This window comes from Enterococcus sp. CWB-B31, from assembly GCF_020567645.1.
Classification (GTDB): Bacteria; Bacillota; Bacilli; order Lactobacillales; family Enterococcaceae; genus Enterococcus_L.
This window is the reverse complement of the sequence record NZ_JAJDJW010000005.1, coordinates 123,853-142,911: the sequence shown is the minus strand read 5'-3', so window position 1 is coordinate 142,911 and position 19,059 is coordinate 123,853. Positions and strand designations below refer to the sequence as shown.

General features: G+C 37.8%; 18 protein-coding genes and 1 riboswitch. Of the genes, 12 read left to right on the top strand and 6 right to left on the bottom strand.

Features of this window, described 5'->3' with window-relative positions:
* Positions 1-239 precede the first annotated feature (239 nt).
* Entirely contained in the window at positions 240-728 is a 489-nt protein-coding gene (locus LI954_RS07085; RefSeq protein WP_229441609.1) for a GNAT family N-acetyltransferase, read from the bottom strand.
* 67 nt (positions 729-795) lie between these two features.
* Positions 796-1,128 (bottom strand): MazG nucleotide pyrophosphohydrolase domain-containing protein, encoded by a 333-nt coding sequence (locus tag LI954_RS07080; protein WP_202069404.1) that lies wholly within the window; start codon positions 1,126-1,128, stop codon positions 796-798.
* A gap of 130 nt (positions 1,129-1,258) precedes the next feature.
* Between LI954_RS07080 and LI954_RS07075 the strand changes: the two genes are divergently transcribed.
* Both LI954_RS07075 and LI954_RS07070 read left to right on the top strand, forming a co-directional pair.
* Positions 1,259-1,888: a histidine phosphatase family protein gene (locus LI954_RS07075; protein ID WP_229441608.1), complete on the top strand. Its 630-nt coding sequence runs from the start codon at positions 1,259-1,261 to the stop codon at positions 1,886-1,888.
* A gap of 25 nt (positions 1,889-1,913) precedes the next feature.
* On the top strand, positions 1,914-2,501 hold the full coding sequence (locus LI954_RS07070; RefSeq protein ID WP_229444063.1) for a TIGR00730 family Rossman fold protein: 588 nt from the start codon (positions 1,914-1,916) through the stop codon (positions 2,499-2,501).
* Positions 2,502-2,567: 66 nt separating this feature from the next.
* On the opposite strand, the gene LI954_RS07065 is transcribed toward LI954_RS07070, so the two are convergent.
* Both LI954_RS07065 and LI954_RS07060 read right to left on the bottom strand, forming a co-directional pair.
* Positions 2,568-3,305 carry an amino acid ABC transporter ATP-binding protein gene (locus LI954_RS07065; protein ID WP_202066709.1) on the bottom strand — a complete coding sequence of 246 codons (738 nt, stop codon included), beginning with the start codon at positions 3,303-3,305 and terminating at the stop codon, positions 2,568-2,570.
* Positions 3,306-3,316: 11 nt separating this feature from the next.
* Complete coding sequence (locus LI954_RS07060; protein WP_229444077.1) at positions 3,317-4,876, bottom strand: ABC transporter permease subunit; 1,560 nt, start codon at positions 4,874-4,876, stop codon at positions 3,317-3,319.
* Between the two features lie 141 nt (positions 4,877-5,017).
* A riboswitch (Lysine riboswitch) is annotated at positions 5,018-5,190 on the bottom strand.
* 271 nt (positions 5,191-5,461) lie between these two features.
* On the opposite strand from LI954_RS07060, the gene LI954_RS07055 reads away from it, so the two are divergent.
* Positions 5,462-6,070 (top strand): YczE/YyaS/YitT family protein, encoded by a 609-nt coding sequence (locus LI954_RS07055; protein ID WP_229441606.1) that lies wholly within the window; start codon positions 5,462-5,464, stop codon positions 6,068-6,070.
* Positions 6,071-6,231: 161 nt separating this feature from the next.
* Positions 6,232-7,416 (top strand): tRNA epoxyqueuosine(34) reductase QueG, encoded by a 1,185-nt coding sequence (queG, locus tag LI954_RS07050; RefSeq protein WP_229444062.1) that lies wholly within the window; start codon positions 6,232-6,234, stop codon positions 7,414-7,416.
* A gap of 218 nt (positions 7,417-7,634) precedes the next feature.
* Here queG and LI954_RS16325 read toward each other — a convergent pair whose 3' ends face one another.
* Both LI954_RS16325 and LI954_RS07045 read right to left on the bottom strand, forming a co-directional pair.
* Positions 7,635-7,808: a transposase gene (locus LI954_RS16325; protein ID WP_420705971.1), complete on the bottom strand. Its 174-nt coding sequence runs from the start codon at positions 7,806-7,808 to the stop codon at positions 7,635-7,637.
* Between the two features lie 156 nt (positions 7,809-7,964).
* Positions 7,965-8,177: a hypothetical protein gene (locus tag LI954_RS07045; RefSeq protein WP_202066714.1), complete on the bottom strand. Its 213-nt coding sequence runs from the start codon at positions 8,175-8,177 to the stop codon at positions 7,965-7,967.
* A gap of 790 nt (positions 8,178-8,967) precedes the next feature.
* Between LI954_RS07045 and LI954_RS07040 the strand changes: the two genes are divergently transcribed.
* The 8 genes from LI954_RS07040 (at position 8,968) to LI954_RS07005 (ending at position 18,929) form a co-directional block, all read left to right on the top strand.
* Positions 8,968-9,537, top strand: coding sequence for a LysM peptidoglycan-binding domain-containing protein (locus tag LI954_RS07040; protein WP_202066715.1), 570 nt, complete (start codon positions 8,968-8,970; stop codon positions 9,535-9,537).
* A 727-nt stretch (positions 9,538-10,264) separates the two neighbouring features.
* Positions 10,265-10,804 (top strand): HdeD family acid-resistance protein, encoded by a 540-nt coding sequence (locus LI954_RS07035; protein ID WP_202066716.1) that lies wholly within the window; start codon positions 10,265-10,267, stop codon positions 10,802-10,804.
* A 917-nt stretch (positions 10,805-11,721) separates the two neighbouring features.
* Positions 11,722-12,738, top strand: a complete 1,017-nt coding sequence (locus tag LI954_RS07030; RefSeq protein ID WP_202066718.1) for a lipoate--protein ligase — start codon at positions 11,722-11,724, stop codon at positions 12,736-12,738.
* 6 nt (positions 12,739-12,744) lie between these two features.
* On the top strand, positions 12,745-13,479 hold the full coding sequence (locus tag LI954_RS07025; RefSeq protein ID WP_202066719.1) for a methionine ABC transporter ATP-binding protein: 735 nt from the start codon (positions 12,745-12,747) through the stop codon (positions 13,477-13,479).
* Positions 13,472-14,146: a methionine ABC transporter permease gene (locus LI954_RS07020; RefSeq protein ID WP_202066720.1), complete on the top strand. Its 675-nt coding sequence runs from the start codon at positions 13,472-13,474 to the stop codon at positions 14,144-14,146. Before LI954_RS07025 ends, LI954_RS07020 begins: the two co-directional genes overlap by 8 nt.
* 11 nt (positions 14,147-14,157) lie before the next feature.
* The gene (locus LI954_RS07015) at positions 14,158-14,991 is read left to right on the top strand and encodes a MetQ/NlpA family ABC transporter substrate-binding protein (RefSeq protein ID WP_202066721.1); all 834 of its coding nucleotides are present in this window, start codon (positions 14,158-14,160) and stop codon (positions 14,989-14,991) included.
* A gap of 586 nt (positions 14,992-15,577) precedes the next feature.
* Positions 15,578-17,287, top strand: coding sequence for a glucosaminidase domain-containing protein (locus tag LI954_RS07010; protein ID WP_229444061.1), 1,710 nt, complete (start codon positions 15,578-15,580; stop codon positions 17,285-17,287).
* Positions 17,288-17,573: 286 nt separating this feature from the next.
* Positions 17,574-18,929, top strand: coding sequence for a metallophosphoesterase (locus LI954_RS07005; protein ID WP_229444060.1), 1,356 nt, complete (start codon positions 17,574-17,576; stop codon positions 18,927-18,929).
* Positions 18,930-19,059 lie beyond the last annotated feature (130 nt).

Genomic DNA, 19,059 nt, shown 5'->3' with positions numbered 1-19,059 from the left:
TTTCTATAAAAGCAACTGTAAGAATCGTCATGCTCAAGTAAGCGGGCTGCCCGACTCTATTGCTGAATCGAGCCAAACTAGCTGTAAAGTAGTATAAAATTTAACTGAGCTCGCTTCTTTCAAGGAATACTTATTGAAGCTGCTCAGTTTTGTCATTGAAGTATATGAGTTAAAATTTTCTAGCATGGAACATCATTTATAGACTATCTTTTATTGTAATTTATAATTTGGTCAATACACTAAGGCAAAATGAAGGCAAATAAATAGTCATCGCAATAATCCCCGTTGATATAGAATTCATCAACTAAATGTCCCTCTTGAATAAACCCATTTCGTTTATAAAAAGCAATCGCTCGTTTATTTGGTCCCATTACCCGCAGGGATATTTTGTGAATATTATAAACTGGAGCAATTTCTTTTAGATGGGTTAGAAGATGTTTTCCTGCTCCAACGGATTGAAAATCAGGATGAACACCAATCCCAATCATCCATTGATGTTGATGAGAGGGGAGCGGGGTTGGCGGATGAACATCAACAAATCCGATTACTTTTTCTGAAAGAACGGCAACAAAAATCAATTTATCCCCCATCCGTTCTTTATATTGTTCGACATTGTCATAATGGTGGAGAACAGGAGAATTTTCATTGGTCCAAATACTGTTCTCAATATGCATCAAGGCTGTATAGTCCTGCTCTTGCACTTTCCGAATGATTATTGCTTCAGTCATGGCTATCCCTCTCTTGTATTTATTTTTTGACTACTATTTTGTTTTAGGAAAAAGTCCTTCTAGTTGATTATAAATCAATTTTCTCTGTGTGGAATCGGCGAATAAGTTTTTCCTGATGAGACGTTAAAATGTCCTCCAACTGAATATCATATTTATCCGCCAGAATAAAAATATTATCTAAAACATCACCTAACTCTTCTGTCAGCTGCTGCCGCAATACGTGTTGTTCTTTATCCGGCTCATCGGGACGGTCACGACCAATTTCCAAAGCGCGTACTGCCTGCGCCACTTCACCGGTTTCTTCTGATAAAAAATTTACTCGAATAAAAGGATTCAACTCATACCATCCTCTTTTTTTATAAAAGTCGCTAATCCATTTCTGGTAATTTTGTATATTCAATGAAACTCCCCCTTTATCTTCTATTTATCATATCACAAGATTACTTAAGATCCATTCACAATAGAAGGACAGATAAAAAAATAACTGCTATAATCAAAAGCAGCAGAGTGAGAAAGGAACGGATTTTTGTATGACAACATTTTATTTGATTAGACATGGGAAAACAGAGTTGAACAAAAAGACTTGTTTTCAAGGCGGAGGCATTGACTCGCCATTGCTTTCAGAAGGCATTGAACAGGCGGTTAAACTTGGGCAATATCTGTCGAAAACGACTTTTGCAGCAGCAGCTGTCAGCACGCAAAAACGCGCTATGGATACAGCAAACTATATCTTGACAGAAAACCAATACGTGAACGATTTAACTGTACAGTATTATGATGAATTAAAGGAGCTTGGATTTGGTGAGCGTGAGGGAATCGAAGTGGATATTGCTGATCAGCAAACTAACTATTTACGCCAAAGACCAGATCTGTATAATCCTTCTGAGTTTAATGGTGAAACCTATGACTCGCTGATTAAACGAGGAATGAGCATGGTTGAAAGGTTAAGCACAGATTATCCGGACGGCAATGTCCTGATTGTGGCTCATGGGGTTTTACTGCTGGTATTGATCAATTATCTGATGGGTGAAGAGAAAAGAAATTGGCGGAAAAATGGTCCATTGGAAAATACAAGTGTGACGGTGATACACAAAGAACAGGGGAACTGCATTTTAGAAACATTTAACGATGTCTCCTATCTGGAAGAGCAGCTGCCGTAAATAAGCAATCGGGTTAAAAGAATAAATGAAACGGGGAAAAGTATTGAAACGAATAGCAGTATATTGCGGCGCCAATAAAGGAAATAATCCTGTTTATCAGGAACAGGCAGAAAAGCTGGGAAAATGGATGGTTTCTCAGGGGTATGGTCTTGTGTATGGCGGCGGCAATGTTGGGTTAATGGGAATTATTGCTGACATGGTTTTGCAAGAGGGCGGTGAAGTAATTGGCGTGATGCCGACATTTTTGGTGGATAGAGAGATTGCTCATCCTTCTTTGACAGAACTGATTGTTGTGAAGGATATGCATGAACGGAAGAAGAAAATGATGGATGAGGCTGATTGTTACTTAGCTTTGCCCGGAGGACCAGGTACGCTGGAGGAGATTTCCGAAGCAATTTCATGGGCTCGTGTGGGAGAGCATGCGCATCCATGTGTCCTGCTGAATCCGAACGGCTATTACGATTTGCTGGCTGATTTCTTTAATCATATGGTTACGGAAGGCTTTCTGTCACAGGAAGATCGTGAAAATATTCTAATTACAGAATCATTTGATACCATAGAAGAATTTATTAGAAATTATCAGGCGATGAAAGTCAGAAGCTACAAGGAATAACAGGATAAGCATCAAACCAAAAAGCAGCGGTTCATCCCAGAGCCGCTGCTTTCTATAAATATATTATCATTTTGATAATATCCGCTGAAGAAATTCTTTTGTCCGCTCCTCTTTTGGATGGGCAAAAAATTCTTCTGCGGTCCCTTCCTCTGCTATGACCCCTTTATCCATGAAAATGACGCGATCAGAAACATCACGGGCAAACTCCATTTCGTGAGTGACGATCATCATTGTCAGCCCGGTATGAGCCAGGCTTTTTATTGTCTTTAACACTTCTCCTACCATTTCAGGGTCAAGTGCAGAGGTTGGTTCATCAAATAATAAAACATCGGGATTCATGGACAGTGCACGAGCAATTGCGACACGCTGCTTTTGTCCTCCGGAAAGTTGTGCCGGCTTCGCTTTGATAAAACGAGCCATACCGACTTTTTCCAAGTTTTCTTTTGCTATTTGCTCAGCTTCGCTCTTTGAGCGTTTCAAGACAGAGAGTTGTCCGGCCGTACAGTTATCTAAAACGTTTAAGTTATTAAATAAATTAAATTGCTGAAATACCATGCCCAAATGAGTTCTGTATTTAGGCAGATCATAACCAGGTACTAAAACATTTTCTCCCTGATAGATAATTTTTCCTGCTGTTGGTTTCTCCAAAAGATTGACGCAGCGCAGCATTGTCGATTTTCCAGAACCGGATGAGCCGATGATGGTTACGACCTCTCCTTTTTCTACAGTCATGTTGATATCTTTTAACACTTCGTTTTCACCGAAATTCTTTTTTAGATGTTCAATTTTAATAATTGTATTCATGAGCGGTCTCCTTATTTATCTTCACCGGTAATAACAGCTTGCTCTGCTTCTTCAACTGGAATATATGCAGCAGGTCCGTCGATTCGTTTTTCTACCCAGCGTAAAATGCGGGTTATTGTAAATGTCAGTATGAAGTATATTACACAGATGATAGAGAATGTTTGGAAAAACTGATAATTTGCTCCGGCAGCCGAATTTCCCTGGAAGAACAAATCGGATACTGAAATAACACTCAATACAGAAGTATCCTTAATATTAATAACAAATTCATTCCCTGTTGCCGGCATGATATTCCTGATAACCTGAGGCAGTACAATTTTAGTCATCGTCTGACTGTGCGTCATTCCAATCGCCTGTGCAGCTTCAAACTGTCCTTTATCGACAGAGAAGATTCCACCGCGAACGATTTCCGACATATAAGCTCCGGTGTTAATGGAGACAATGAATAAAGCGGCTGCCGTACGATTTAAATCAATACTGAATGCCAAAGCAATTCCATAATAAATAACCATCGCCTGTACCATCATTGGTGTACTGCGGAAGATTTCTATATAGGCAGACAATAACCAGTTACTGACTTTTTGGAGAGCATATTTCCCTTTATTCTCTGACTCTGGAACTGTCCGAATGACACCAATCAATAAACCGATTAGAGTACCGACAACTGTACCGATAAGTGCCAGAAGTAAAGTCGTTCCTGTACCACGAAGGAACAGCACACCATATTGATTTAGAATATTTTTAAAATCAGTCAGCAAACCAGGTTTTGATTGGTTCTCATCTCCGATATTTTCAGCTGCCGGTTGATCAATGATTGCCTGATCCATGATTTTCGTTCGTTCTTCTTGAGAGATGCCTGCTAAAATTTCGTTTATTTTATCAAGATTTGGATCTTCTTTACGCAGTCCAATAGCAATCGTTGTATCTGCAGGATCTGTTTGGAAGCCGTTCTCTTCGCTAAATTCAACCATTTTGATGTCAGGATTAACACTTGCAGCAGTAACACCCTCAGGACGTTCACTGACATAACCGTCAATGACTCCGGAAGCTAAAGCTGTACGCATGGCACCGAAATCTGCCTGTGCCTGTTGTTTCTGGACACCGGGAATTTGATCAATCACTGTGTAGTGGAAGGTATTTAGCTGAGCGGTAATTTTTGCCCCTCTGAAATCTTTAATACTTTTTGCGTCTGCGTATTTACTGTCTTTGCGGGTAACAATCACCAGATTTGATTCATAATAAGGGTCTGAAAAATCAATTTCTTTTTTTCGTTCCGGCGTTGGCGACATGCCTGCAATAACAGCATCTATTTTACCGGACTGTAAAGCAGGAGCTAAGCCGTCCCATTTTGTTTTTACAATCACGAGACGTTTATTCAAGCCTTCTGCAACTTTTTTTGCGATTTGTACATCGTAACCGCCAGCATAAGAATGATCCCCCGGAATTGCGACAGCTCCGTTTGCATCAGTTGTCTGAGTCCAGTTGAATGGTGCATATCCTGCTTCCATGCCGACCCTAAATTCACCGTTTGCGATGCTTGAAGTTCCTTCAGCAGTGACACTCAGCGGCATCCAGACAATCCCTAGTAATAAAGTGAACAATAAGCTGAAGGAAAAAAATTGTTTGTTCTTAATCATTTTATTTATCCTCTCTTTCTACATAACAAAAAACAACCATGCGCATGCTGGTTGTTGAAATCAAAAATTCCTCAACAGAAACATAGCGCAACTTGGCATTACTGCCAAGACAGTCCATCAGCTATTTGCATGATGTCCCAATATATAACAGGGAGGCTGCTATATATTTCGGCGATTGTTCCTAGGCTTGCTTCAAAGTGTCCTCTCACTCCGCAAGATTAATAAAAATCGCGACCTCTACCTCAGTCTGAGGTACTTATTTAGTTGTCTTTCAAGTAGTAACCAGTCTACGTTATCTAAAGAAAAAAGTCAATAGATTGGAAGTAGGTTGAGGGAAGAAAATGTGGTCTGTTTTATAGTGAAGGAATTTGGCTTCGTTCTTCTAACCTGTGGTAAAATGAGAGTACATTGACTAATTCTGTTTTTTGAAGTATAAATAACAAGTTACAGGGTTTTTTTGTAAGGTTTCTAAAATATAAAATATTTGACTATACTATAAGAAAGAAAATGTGAAAGAAAATGACAAAATTAAATCCGGTTTATCGTATTTTTTCTGTGTTTTTTGGAACAACGTTAACAGCATTTGCTATTTTTATATTGTTGAAGAGCGGATATGGAACAGATACCCTAAGTGTTTTTCTTACTGGAGTGCAAAATCATATTCCGTTGGAGTTTGGCTATCTTAGTATGCTGTTCAACTGTCTGGTTATTATTGCAGCCTTTTTCATTAAAAGGGAATTGATTGGTCCTGGGACTATTATCAATGGTTTTGGTATAGGGATCATTCTTAATTTCTTTTTTTCAATTTTTGGTGATTGGGAGCTTTCTTTTTCATTAATCTGGGCAGTAGCAGCAGCTGTACTTTATGGCGTGGGTATTGGCTTCTATGTTTCAGCTCAAATGGGATCGGCAGCCATCGAGTGTCTTTCTTTTATTCTGGAAGCATACAGTAAATTTAGTCTGCGTGTTGTTAGAATAACTCTGGATACCAGTCTGGTGATTGTGGGTATTCTGCTGGGAAGCAAGGATTTTCATGTGGCGACCTTTATTTGTTTGCTGGCAACAGGACCTATTGTAGAGTGGATGCTAAGAAAAAGCATGAAAATTGAAGAGAACCGCAGCGAATGATTTTTGCAGCTTTTTATTTTGAAAAGACAGCTGTGAGAGTAATGGAACGGTCGATCATGGAGAACAAGCTGATAGCCAATTGCGTAACTATTTTCGACAGTTCTGGAAAGTAATTTAAGCCGCACTTTTATTTGGGTAGTGAATCGTGAAGGAGGAGACAGATGAGGGGCTTAAAAGAAAAAATCATTTTGGAGAGTAAGCGTCTGGGAATCGATAAGATTGGTTTTGCCTCTGCAGAACCATTTTCTCATTTGGAAGATTCACTAAAGGAGCAAAAAGAACGAGGTTACACTTCTGGTTTTGAACATCCGGTAATAGAGGAACGAATTTATCCTGAAAAAACATTTCAAAATCCTCAAACAATTATAGCAATTGCACTGGCTTATCCGACAAAAATTAGGGGAAAAGTTCCAAGAGATGAAAAGAGAGGACAGTTTGCCAGAGCCTCATGGGGAATTGATTACCACGATATATTGCGTGAAAAGCTGAATCAGCTGATTGCGTTTATTCGAAAGCAGGCCGACAGCGTAGAGGAGCAGGAGGAATGGCAATTTAAGCCGCAGGTGGATACAGGAGAATTGATTGATGTTGCAGCTGCACAACGAGCCGGTTTGGGATTTATCGGTAGAAATGGGTTGCTCATCACAAAAGAATTTGGTTCTTTTGTTTATCTGGGGGAAATAATAACGAATATTTCATTTGAACCAGATCAGCCAGTTCCTTTTGGCTGCGGAGACTGTACAAGGTGTATTAAAGCCTGTCCGACAGAAGCACTTTTGGGAGATGGCAGAATGAATGCCAAGCGTTGTCTGTCCTACCAAACACAGACAAAAGGAATGATGCCGGAAGAGTATCGAAAAAAGATGCATAATATTATTTACGGCTGTGATATTTGTCAGATGGTCTGTCCTTATAATAGAGGGAAGGATTTTCATTTTCATGAGGAAATGGAACCTCAGCCAGACGAAGTATATCCGAAGCTTCAGCCGCTGCTGTCACTTTCCAACAGAGAATTTAAGGAACAGTTTGGACATCTTGCCGGTTCATGGCGGGGCAAAAAGCCGTTACAGAGAAATGCATTGATTGCTTTGGCTAATTTAGGCGGCAGAGAAGCGTTACCTGAAATTTTGAAGTGTGCGGGGGATGTACGTCCAGTGATTCGTGGTACCGCAGTGTGGGCAATCGGTAAACTTGGAACTAGAGAACCGCAGAAATGGCTTGATATTTTACGGGAGATTGAAGAAAATGAAGATGACAAAGAAGTTTTGGCAGAAGCAGGGAAGGCCATTGAATTTTTAAGGAAATATGCTTTTGGTAGTCAGCAGGTGACTCGGAGGAAAAAATAGCTAAAAGATAAAAAATAAAAAATTGCAGATGAAAGTTAGATTGTTTTTGTCTTTGTGTATATTAAAATAAGATAAATAATTTTATGAAGATAATGGATGGAGAGCATGTCTCGCATTTATTATCTTCTTTATTGTTAATTTATTTTAATTAGACCTGCAGTTAAAAAGATGCGTGTCTTCATACTTAGTGTAGGATTTGAATTTATAAGAGAAATGTTTTAAACGTCTTGATAGAGGTACAGGAGTGCTTCATGCCCATCTGTCTTTAGTTCTTTCATTTCTTGGATTCGGAAGTTGTTAGAGGCTGAATTCAAGTACTCAACAATGTGAAAGCGGTCGACAATTACTTCTGCTATTATAGAACTGTTTTTTGTTTGAAGAGTACAGCGCATAAAAATTTTGTTCTCTGTTTCTGCTCCAATTACAGAGACTGTGAACCCTACCTGGTTATAAAAATTCTTGGCGGTAATATTCTCCGGATGAAGACTTAGCCACAATTTATCATTATCAAATGCTTCACTCAGATGGGTTAGAAGAAGCTGCAGTGCTTATTTTCCGTAACCCTTGCTTTGTTGAACATGGCTGATCATAAATCTCAATAGATTCAAATCTCCGACATCATCCAACTGGTAAGCAAGAAACCCAATCGGTATTTCTTCTTTGTAAATCGCCAGTATGCTCATTGCATCTTCAAATTTTGATTCGGCCAGAGAATAGATATTTGAAGGAAGATATTGGCTCTGTCTTTCTGAAACACTCAATGAAGCAATCGCCTGCCAGTTATTTTTGGTGATTTTCTTTAGTTCAATAGTCAGGAAGATTCCTCATTTCTTTCATCGATTTTCTAATCAAGAATAGTTTCCTACTATTATAGTGGACTTAAACAACATGTAACTAAATAGCAGTTGTTCAAAGAATACATAAATAGAAGGTTCTGCCAAATTTTATAAGGTAGATTGACTTGTGAGAGTGTGTCCAAAAATGATTAACGACAAACCGATAAATATTTAACTGTTGTCAGGAAAAATTGTCAGGAGAAAGTAAACCAGATTTATATTTTCTATCAATTTGATTAATGGAAAGATAACTTTTGCACTTACATATGAGGAGCCTATGAACTTGCCGAAATTACTGGGAAATCTATCTGAAAAAGACAGTTGATGCTTCATTTTTAAAAGGAAAAACAGATAAATTCTTTGAAAAAATGATGAAAATAACATAAAACTTGCTTTTTTATATTACATTTTTGATATATACTACATTTTTTTTGAAAAAAAACTTCATTTATTATTGGAAAAAGATTAGAAAAAGATAAGTGAACACAAATTTTACATGTTCTTTATAAAAAATGGTAGTTTTTTTAAGAGGCTGTTAGATTGCTAAAACCCTTATATAAAGGGAATGCTTAATGCTTCTTTTACAGAGTGTTACGAAAAATAAATACTCGTAATGAATTGTCACGATATTTTCACCTATGAAATACGATGAGATGATAAAGTATGAAACGTCTCATTGAGAGGCAAAAATCATTTTTGCGAAGGAGAATAGATAATGCGATCTATTAAAACAATTCTTTTAGGAACAATCTTAGCAGCAGGCTTTGGAATTTTTGTAGGAACAACAGACGTACATGCAGACACTTTATATACAGTTCAATCAGGGGATTCACTTTCAAAGATTTCCCAACAATTTGGCGGGGATGCTAATTTCATCAATAAAATTGCTGAAGACAACAACATTGATAACATTCACATGATCTATGTAGGTCAGGAGCTGGTAATCAAAACAGGTGAAGGGACGGAAATAGCTGCAGCACCTGCAACAGCAGTACAAGTAGAAACTCAACCAGCAGCACAGCCGGCAGCAACTGAGTCTGCAGCTGCATCAGCATATACAGGAACTTCATCATCAGCAAAAGAATGGATTGCACAAAAAGAATCAAACGGTTCTTATACTGCAACTAACGGAAGATATATTGGAAGATACCAATTAGATTCTTCTTATCTGAACGGAGACTACTCTGCAGAAAACCAGGAACGTGTAGCAGATCAGTATGTTGCACAACGCTATGGCTCTTGGGAAGCAGCACAAGCTTTCTGGTTGGCTAACGGCTGGTATTAATAATTCGCTGGGTACAATGAAAGCAAGAGGGCGTGACAAACACTCATTCCCTCACCAAACAGAATGAAAATAAAAAAGAATTGACCTACAGGCTATTCCCTGTCATACGAAAGAGGACAGAGGCGGCTTGTAGGTCGATTTTTTTTGCAAGTTGACCTTGAGTAACAAACTAGGTCATCCTACTTATTTAGGGACTGTGGCATAAGTATGTCTGAGATCCCTAAAACCGAATAAACGGTTGTATGATTCGAGCATTCGAAGAAGCGTAGAAGCAAGTTCCTACATGCCCCTAGACATGCTTCGAGGATCGGAACGAAGTCCTTCAATTCTCGATACAAACGTGTTTATTTGGAAAAGTGTTGGCAACTCGGCACAGTTTAGACTGACAAGTGCTAGTTCTACTTTGCCGCTGCTTATATCAGTACTTTAGCAGAAGGGTAGCAGAAGGGGATGCGTAGCGGAGCTGCTTCGGGAACAGCGTTTATTCGGTTTTAAGGGTTCAAGTCCCCAGCGTGTTTGAGTAGTGGAAAATGTCTGGTTGAGGACAAGGATATCCATGGTGACGTGGAATCTAAAGGAAGTAATGAAGCGGAGCAAAGGAGCTGCTGTTTTTGACGTTGAACAGCTGTTAATGAGAAAATAAATAGAAATGATAGATTTCGATTCTAAATAGTAGTGTTTAAGCAAAAAAATTTATACAATGAATAAAAAACAGGAGGTGCAGAATGTGGATACACTAATTTATCATTTAAGAAGACACGCTTTATTGCGAGGAATCGTTTATGCATTAGCAGGGTTGGCAATTGTGGTGAATCCGTCTGCAGTATTTAAAATTGCTGTTTATTTAATTTCAGGATATTTGGCATTTATGGGGCTGGTTGATTTGATAGAAGGGATTAAAGTCAAACGGTCTGCAGATGTTTATGACAGCAGTTTTGTTCTTGGTATTATCTTTTTAGTCTTAGCGGGGATCGTTTTAGTATTTTCCAAAGTAATTGTGAGTATTTTTCCGATTTTTCTGGGGCTGCTTCTTGTTATGCTTGGAAGTACACGTTTGATTCAATCATTTAATCTAAGAAAATATACAGATGTTAATTGGGTACTTTTTCTCCTGTATGGCTTATTTTTATTAATCGGTGGTATTCTTTTGATATTTAATCCATTTAAGAGTATTTTGCTGTTGTTTCAATTGTTTGGTGGAATTCTTATTGTTATGGGAATCTCTGAATGTCTGACATTGTTTCAATTGCGCAAAATCGACAACTAGCTATTATTTAACAATGGGGATGTGACGAAAATATGTCATATCCCCTAAAAACTAAATAAACGGTGTTCCAGTCTTTGTGTGATTCGAGCATTCGTAAGAAGTATAGGAGTAAAGCCTTTCCCTTTCGATCCTTGATACATGCAATTTAGAATGTGTATCTACAGTTTTCCTACACTACACTTCGTTTCGATCTCATCACTTTCTAAACGGCAGAGCCGCTAAGAATTGAAGGACTTCGTTTCGAGCTCAACAATTTCTAAATGGCAAAGCCATTAAGAATAGAAGGATTTTGTTCCAATTTTTGATACATAACCATCTAGTTACTGAAAGGTATCCTACAAGCTTTCTTGTCATTTCCGTAAACGCCTTCTTATTGCCTCTGCGATTAATTATTTCTCTTTTTGGAATGAATGATCGCTAATTCATTTGACTATCGCACTTATATCATTTCACTAAAAAATTTGATAAACATTGTCACAAATCACTGCGATTGACCTGTCAGAGTAGACGCTCCATGATACCTACTTGATTCTCCGAGATGAACACTTATGCTCCTGCGTTTACTTGTCGCATGGAGAGGTACTGTATGTTTCTATCCAAGCAGGACTGGCAATTCCTCAGTTGCTTTTGAAGCTGCTTGTTCTTATCATTGAGCATCGTTTATAGAATATCTTTTATTGTAATTTATAATTTGGTCAGAGCATTAGCAGAATTGGCAGCCCAATACAAGCTAAGTTCTGTCATAACTTCGTTTTTTGATACAAAATAATAAGCTGTATTACATTTGTTATCTGTTATATAAATAAGGAATATTATTTACCTGAGGATAAATAAGTGCGTATGTTCATTTATGATGGTATAATTGTGATGTTATCTTTGAAAATATTTATGAATACAGATGTGGAGTTGATCTGAAGGTGTATCATATTCGACTTGAATCCAGAGATATACGTGAAAATCTTGCAGCAGAACACTATCTGTTAAATCATTTCAATTTAAAGGATTCTCTGGTGCTGTTTTATATCCAAACACCGTCTGTCATTATTGGACGTAATCAGAATGCACTGTCAGAAATTGATATGAGTTATGCAGAGAAAAAGAATATTATCATAACAAGAAGGCAGTCGGGCGGCGGTGCGGTATATGATGATCTGGGAAATGTAAGCTTTAGCTTTATAATGGATGCAAAAGACCATGAGTTTGGAGATTTCAAAACATTCACTAAACCCATTCTGAAAGCCCTCCATCGCATGGGAGCAGTAGGAGCAGAAATGAATGGCAGAAATGATCTATTTATAGATGGAAAAAAATTTTCAGGTAATGCAATGTATAAAAAAGGACAGAAGATGTTTATGCATGGAACATTGATGTTTGATGTGGATATGGAAGAGATGGTCTCAGTACTTGATGTTTCTCAGAAAAAAATTGAAGCAAAGGGAACGAAATCGGTGAGAAGTCACGTAACCAATATAAAACCCTATTTATACAAAGCGTATCAGAATCTGACAACTGAAGAATTTCGTGATCAGCTTCTTCTTCAGCTGTTTGAAGTGGAACGGATCGCTGATCTGGAACAATGGAGTTACCGACTTACTCAAAAGGATAAAGATAAGATACAAAATTTGGTTCAGGATATCTATGGGAACGAGCAATGGATATATGGTGAAGCACCAAAATATACCATAGAAAAAGAGGAAAAATTTCCTGGAGGTATGCTTGAACTTAAATTTTCAGTTGAAAAAGAGGTGCTGACGCACTTGAGAATTTATGGAGACTATTTTAATCAGCGGGATACCAAAGAAATTGAGGAGCTGCTGATTGGGAGCTTATATACCAAAGCTGCGATTGAAGAGAGGCTGAAAGAGATATCTTTTGAAGACTATTTTACAAATATAACTCTTCAGAATTTTGTCCAATTATTGACAAGCAGGTGACACCGGATGATTGTATTTGAAAAAGTAAGTAAGCACTATGAACAGAAAAATGAAAAAATAACAGCAGTGAAAAATGTTGATTTGTTTATCCAGCCAAAAGAAATATTCGGCATAATCGGAGAGAGCGGCTCCGGGAAATCAACACTGCTTAAACTTTTGAACACATTGGAAAAGCCTGATAACGGCATGATTACAATTGATGGAAAAGATATCTCTAAAAGAACGAAAGCAGAACAGCGGGAGGATCGCCGAAAGACAGGAATGATATTTCAGCATTTCAATTTGCTGTACAATAAAACAATCGCTGAAAATGTAGCTTTGCCGTTAAAATTGTCAGGAATTGAAAACCCTGAAAAAGTTAACGCAGCACTTCGCTTTGTAAAAATGGAAGAAAAAAGAAATCGTTTTCCAAAACAGCTGAGCGGCGGGGAAAAGCAGCGGGCAGCTGTTGCCCGCGCTTTGGTAAGCGAGCCAACTCTTCTTTTATGTGATGAGCCGACTTCTGCTTTGGACGGTCAGCATGCTTATGAAATATCAAAACTGCTGCAAAAAGTAAATGAAGAGTTCGGTACAACGATTGTCATCGTCAGCCATGAACTGGAGTTGATACGTACGCTATGCAGCCGAGCAGCAGTCATGGAAAAGGGGCAGCTGCTGGAAACAGTAACCATATCCCAGCCTGAAAAGGCACAGACTTTTTCTTCTTACTATGATCGAATAAAGGAGACTCTAAATGAATGAATATTTAACGACACTCTCCTATTATTTACCGGAACTGCTGAAAGCTTTGAGAGAAAGCGGCATAATGATGTTTTACGCTATACTTTCGGCAGTTTTTCTGGGTGTTCCTCTGGGAACGGCTTTATACCTGATTAGTAGAAGAAAAGCAGCTCGTTCAAAAATACTGTCGATCAGTTTGAATAGAGTCATTGATATTGTCCGTTCGTTCCCTTTTCTTTTGCTTGTTATAGCATTGATCCCATTTACGCGTCTTGTTGCAGGAACAGCTTTTGGAACAAAAGCTGCAGCAGTTCCTCTTAGCTTTGTTGCGGCTGCGCTTTCTGCGCGTCTGGTTGAACAGACATTGTTTGAAGTGCCGGAAGAAGTGCTTGAATTGGCAGAAATTCTCGGTGCAGGGAGAAGGCAGTTGATTTTTCATTTTTTATATGTGGAAGCGAGGTCTGGCATCGTGCTGTCGTTAACATCAGTAATAATAAGTATGGTCTCATATTCAACTGTGATGGGGGTAGTCGGTGGCGGAGGAATTGGAGACTTTGCTTTACGGTATGGATATCAAAGATATGAATATGCATTAATGTATACAGCCATTATTTTGATGATAGTCAGTGTCAGTCTGATACAGATTGGCGGAAATTATCTTGCCAAAAGACTGGATAAAAAACATTAGGGGGAATACAAATGAAAAAAGTCTTAAGTATCAGTCTATGTCTTGGAGGTCTTCTTATGCTTGCAGCCGGGTGCAGGAATCAGGCAGAGGATCAATTAGAGGGAAATGTAGAAAAAGAAACCAATATTATTAAAGTAGCTTCTCATATGCCGCCGATGACGGATGTTGTAAAAATAGCCGGTGAAGTCATTGAAAAAGACGGTTATAAAATCGAGCTGGTTCAAGTCAACGATAATATTCAATATAATGAGCTGCTGAATGACAAGGAAATCGATGCCAATTTTGCTCAGCATGAACCTTTCATGGAGAAATTCAATCAGGAAAAAAATGCAGACTTGGTGCTGGTTCAGAAAATTTATAATGCCAAAGTGGGCTTCTATTCTAAAAACTATACATCTGTAGAGGAAATTCCAGATGGAGCGAAAATAGCTTTACCGAGTGATATTTCCAATGAAGGTCGAGCTTTGGCGATTTTAGACGAGCAGGGGTTGATTCAATTGGAAGAAGGCGTTGGATTTGAAGGAACGATTAAAGATATAAGAGAAAATCCTAAGAATTTTGAATGGCTGTCGATAGATTTGCTTAACTTGGCAGAAGCTTATAATGAACAGGATGTCGCACTGGTCTACAACTATCCGACCTATATTGCTAAAGTTGGTTTAACACCAAAAGATGCACTTATCCTGGAAAAGACTATCGATGACCGTTTTGCAATCAGTCTGGTAGCACGAGAAGATAATCAGAATTCAGATGAAATTAAAGCACTGAAAGCTGCGATGACCAGTGATGAAGTCAAAAGCTTTTTGGAAAATGAGCACAGTGAAACATTAACACCTGCTTTTTAAGAGTGAGCTGACAGTAATAAAACAGGGAATTTATTTTTCATTCATGGAAAATAGGTTCCCTGTTTTGGTTAAAAAGACTCAAATCAGGCTAGAGCTGTAAAATGTGGGAAATATCTTTATATAAATAGGAAGAAATATTTCTAAAGAGCTGCACAAAGTGATAAATTAAGTTGAAAGCTTTCTTTTTCTGGTGGGATTATTATTTAAAAAAGAATCGTATTCTATTGTAGATGTGATTTCATAAAGATGTATCATGAGAAAAAGGAAATATAAGCTCCATTTTTAGTATTATAAGCAGAAATATTTCATTTGGGAAATAAGTGGTGAAATGATTCCGGAATAAAAATTAAATAGTTGAGAAAAGATATTTCTAGCTGTAAAATGAGAGTGGGATTAGAAAAGAATCATTATTTCTCTGTTTGTCTTCAAAATTTTAGCAATCTATTAAATTTTTGAGAAGAAAAGGACTTTTTTTTCTGGTATAATATGTTAGAGTGTCCATGGTATACAATTGTTTATTAGTAAAAATCATTACATAAATAGAAAGTAATAAAGAGTGTTAATATGTTGAAAGGAAGAAAAAGAAATGAAAAGGAAAAAAAGTCTAAAAAGAATGTGTCTTGCCAGTGCCGGACTTTTGACTGCTTCTGCAACTTCCACATTCACAAATAGTACGATTATTTCTGCACAAAATAAAACAGAAGATTCAGTCCTTGAAAGCACGGAACAACAGGATGAAATTTTATTTACAACAGAAGTATCCACTGAATATGAAAATTTTGAAGAAAGCTCAACTTCTGAGGCTGCACCGGAAATGCCGGAATCTTCTACTACTGAAAGTATTGTAGACGTGCCGATTGAAACGGAAGAAAGTAGTGAAGAGAGCGTTGTAGAAGAAAGTTCGACAGAGGAAAGCAGCACGACAGAAAGCAGTTCTACTGAAACCTCTGAGTCTGAATCTGAAGAAACAAGCAGTACAACCGAGTCAAGTACAACTGACTCAACAACAGAAGAAAGTACGTCATCTTCTTCAACAAACGAAAGTTCGGGAACAACAACAAGTTCAAGTAAACCCGATACATCAACAAGTACAAGCAAGCCTAATAAGCCGAGCAAACCGAGTGTTTCTACAAATAATAATCGGCCAAGCACATCAACAAACAACCCGTCAACTGTTGGACCGGCACAGTCGATTCCTGTATACAATCAAACGACAACAGGAACAGATTCTGGGATTTCAACCAGTGTTTACTATATTCCAAGAAATCTGACGACACAGGCATTTATTGATGAAATCAGTGAAGATGCCCGGGAGATAGCAGGCAAGAACAATCTCTATGCTTCAGTAATGATTGCTCAGGCAATTTTGGAGAGCGGCTCTGGAAACAGTGCGCTGGCTTCTGCACCTAACTATAATCTTTTTGGGATTAAGGGAAGCTACGAAGGTGAAAGTGTTAATTTTCTGACCCAAGAGGACACGGGCGGCGGCAATATGATCAGTATTCGCGCCAGCTTTAGAAAATATCCGTCATATAAAGAGTCATTAACAGATTACATGAAATTATTAAACGGCGGAGTGAACAGCAATAGCGGTTTTTACAGCGGTACCTGGAAAAGCAATACAAAGGAATATAAAGATGCTACAAAATTCCTTACAGGGCGTTATGCTACAGATACCAGCTACGCATCTAAACTGAACAGTCTGATTGAAGCTTATGATCTGACAGAGTTCGATAAACTGAATACTGAGACTGAAACGCTTGCAAGTCTAAATAATAAAGTAACACAGAAAGACAGCAAGACTGATCTAAAAAAAGAAGATAAAGAAATGGAAGAGAAGCTGGATATTCTTTATCACGTTGTGAAAAAAGGCGACTCTCTGAAATCTATCAGCGAGTTATACAATATCCCTGTCTCTGCTATTTTGGAAAGAAATCAATTTGAACGTCGAATGATTTTTGTAGGTCAGAAATTAGTCATTCCTACTACTGAAGTAAAAGAAGAAAAAACAGTAGTGAAGCAGGAAAAAATTGTTGATCGTTCTATTCGAAGTGTTCAACGTGTTATCAATTCGATGCAGGGAGAACAGGCGAATGCTAAATCTTATAAAATGACTGCTTCCAAAAAGAAAAGCAGCAGTGTCTATGAAGTGAGATCAGGCGATACATTAGCGAAAATTTCTAAAAAGACAGGAATTTCAGTTATTTCACTGAAAGAGTGGAATAGCTTAGATCAGTATTTCTTAACTGAAGGCCAGGAGTTGGTATTGACTCCGCCCTATGCGACGTCTATCTAATTGAATGTTGTCAAGTGGAAGCTGGGACAGATCCGTTATGAGGTTACAGATTGAATCATATCATTCAACTGTAATTTCATGATATGGACCCACAATTACTCGTCAAAAGGAATGGTGAATAAGTATTTTGCCTGTGTTGTGCTGCTTGTCGGTCAGCAGGGTGAATGTGCCATATTCCAGTTTTGGTTATTCAATTATATATGATAGCTTATGTGGCTGGGATTCTTCCCAGCCATTTTTGAACTATTTATATTTAAAATATAATGGTTTGGGTGAGAGAATAGAAATGAAAAAGAAAGCACCAGTGATTTTTATAAGTATTTTTGGTACGGTATTTCTAAGCTTTGTTATATTTGCTTTTAACAATCCAGGGAAAGCAGAACCTGTAGACAAAGTGCTTTTTCAAAAAGATAATCTGGATTTTTGGGTCATTACAGATACTCATTATATTGATGAGGAATTGTATGATTCAGGTGAAGCTTTTCAGCGTATTCAAATGACAACTGCGGGAAAAGATTTAAATTATCAGAAAGAAAGTCTTCAGGCACTTATAACAGATGCTGCAGCTCGAAAGCCGGATGGATTGATAGTTACAGGAGACATTACGCTGAATGGAGAATATGTCAGTGCTCAAAAATTTGCAGAAATACTGTCTCCCTTGAAGGACTCAGGTATAGAGACATTTGTCATCCCAGGCAATCATGATATTTATGATGGATGGGCACGAAGTTTTTTAGGAAAAGAACAAGAAAAGATCGATCAAATTTCTCCAACTGATTTTCAGGAGCTGTTTGCTGAGTCTGGCTATGCTCAGGCCGCTGTTCGGGATGACTCTTCTTTAAGTTATCTGGTTCAGATAAATGATGAGTATGACTTCATGTTTTTAGATACAAATATTTATACAAATGACTCTTCAAATCGTGCTCCGATGACTGCTGGTAAAATTGATTCGAAGACACAGAAGTGGATGTCGGAACAATTAAAAATTAGTTTTGATAAAGGTAAGAAGACACTGGTTTTTATGCATCACAATCTTTTTGAGCATAATGCTGTAGTGAGTAAGGGATACGTATTGAATAATGCTGAGGAGATTGGTAAGCTGCTTCAGGAATTTAAGGTTTCAGTCGTGTTTTCCGGTCACATACATGCACAGGATATTTTGACAAATGAAGCAACGGGAATTACAGAGATTGTAACCGGCTCATTTGCCATCACACCTAATCCAGTTGGAATCATTGAATTGGAAAAAGATAAGCTGACTTATTCAAGAAAAAAAACGGATGTTGATCAATGGGCCAAAAAACAGTCTCTTACTGACGAAAATATACTGGGACACAGTACTTATTTAAAAGAACTGTTTATTAAGGACAGTCGCAGAATGGGATACAGTACATTATTGGAAAATAGTTTTTATGAAGATGAAGCGCTGGACAAAGCGGTGGAACTTGTTAGTAGACTAAATGTGCGGTTCTTTACCGGTGAAGATGATATCTCTGATAAAGAAGCTGAAGAAATTAGAAAATCCGAAGCTTATAAGATTATCTATGAAGAATCCTCATTCTTAAAGGAATATCTAGATTCCATTATTCAGGACACCAATGAGAATGATTTGTTTTTTGAAAAAGAATTTATAAAACCATAACTATATTGACTACAAGTCTGTTTTGACAGTTCAATAAAGAAAAATATTATAAGCAGATGTAATCTACTGCTGATTGATCGCTATAATTTATATAGACCATAAAAAATGATAATTCGTACGATTGAAGTAA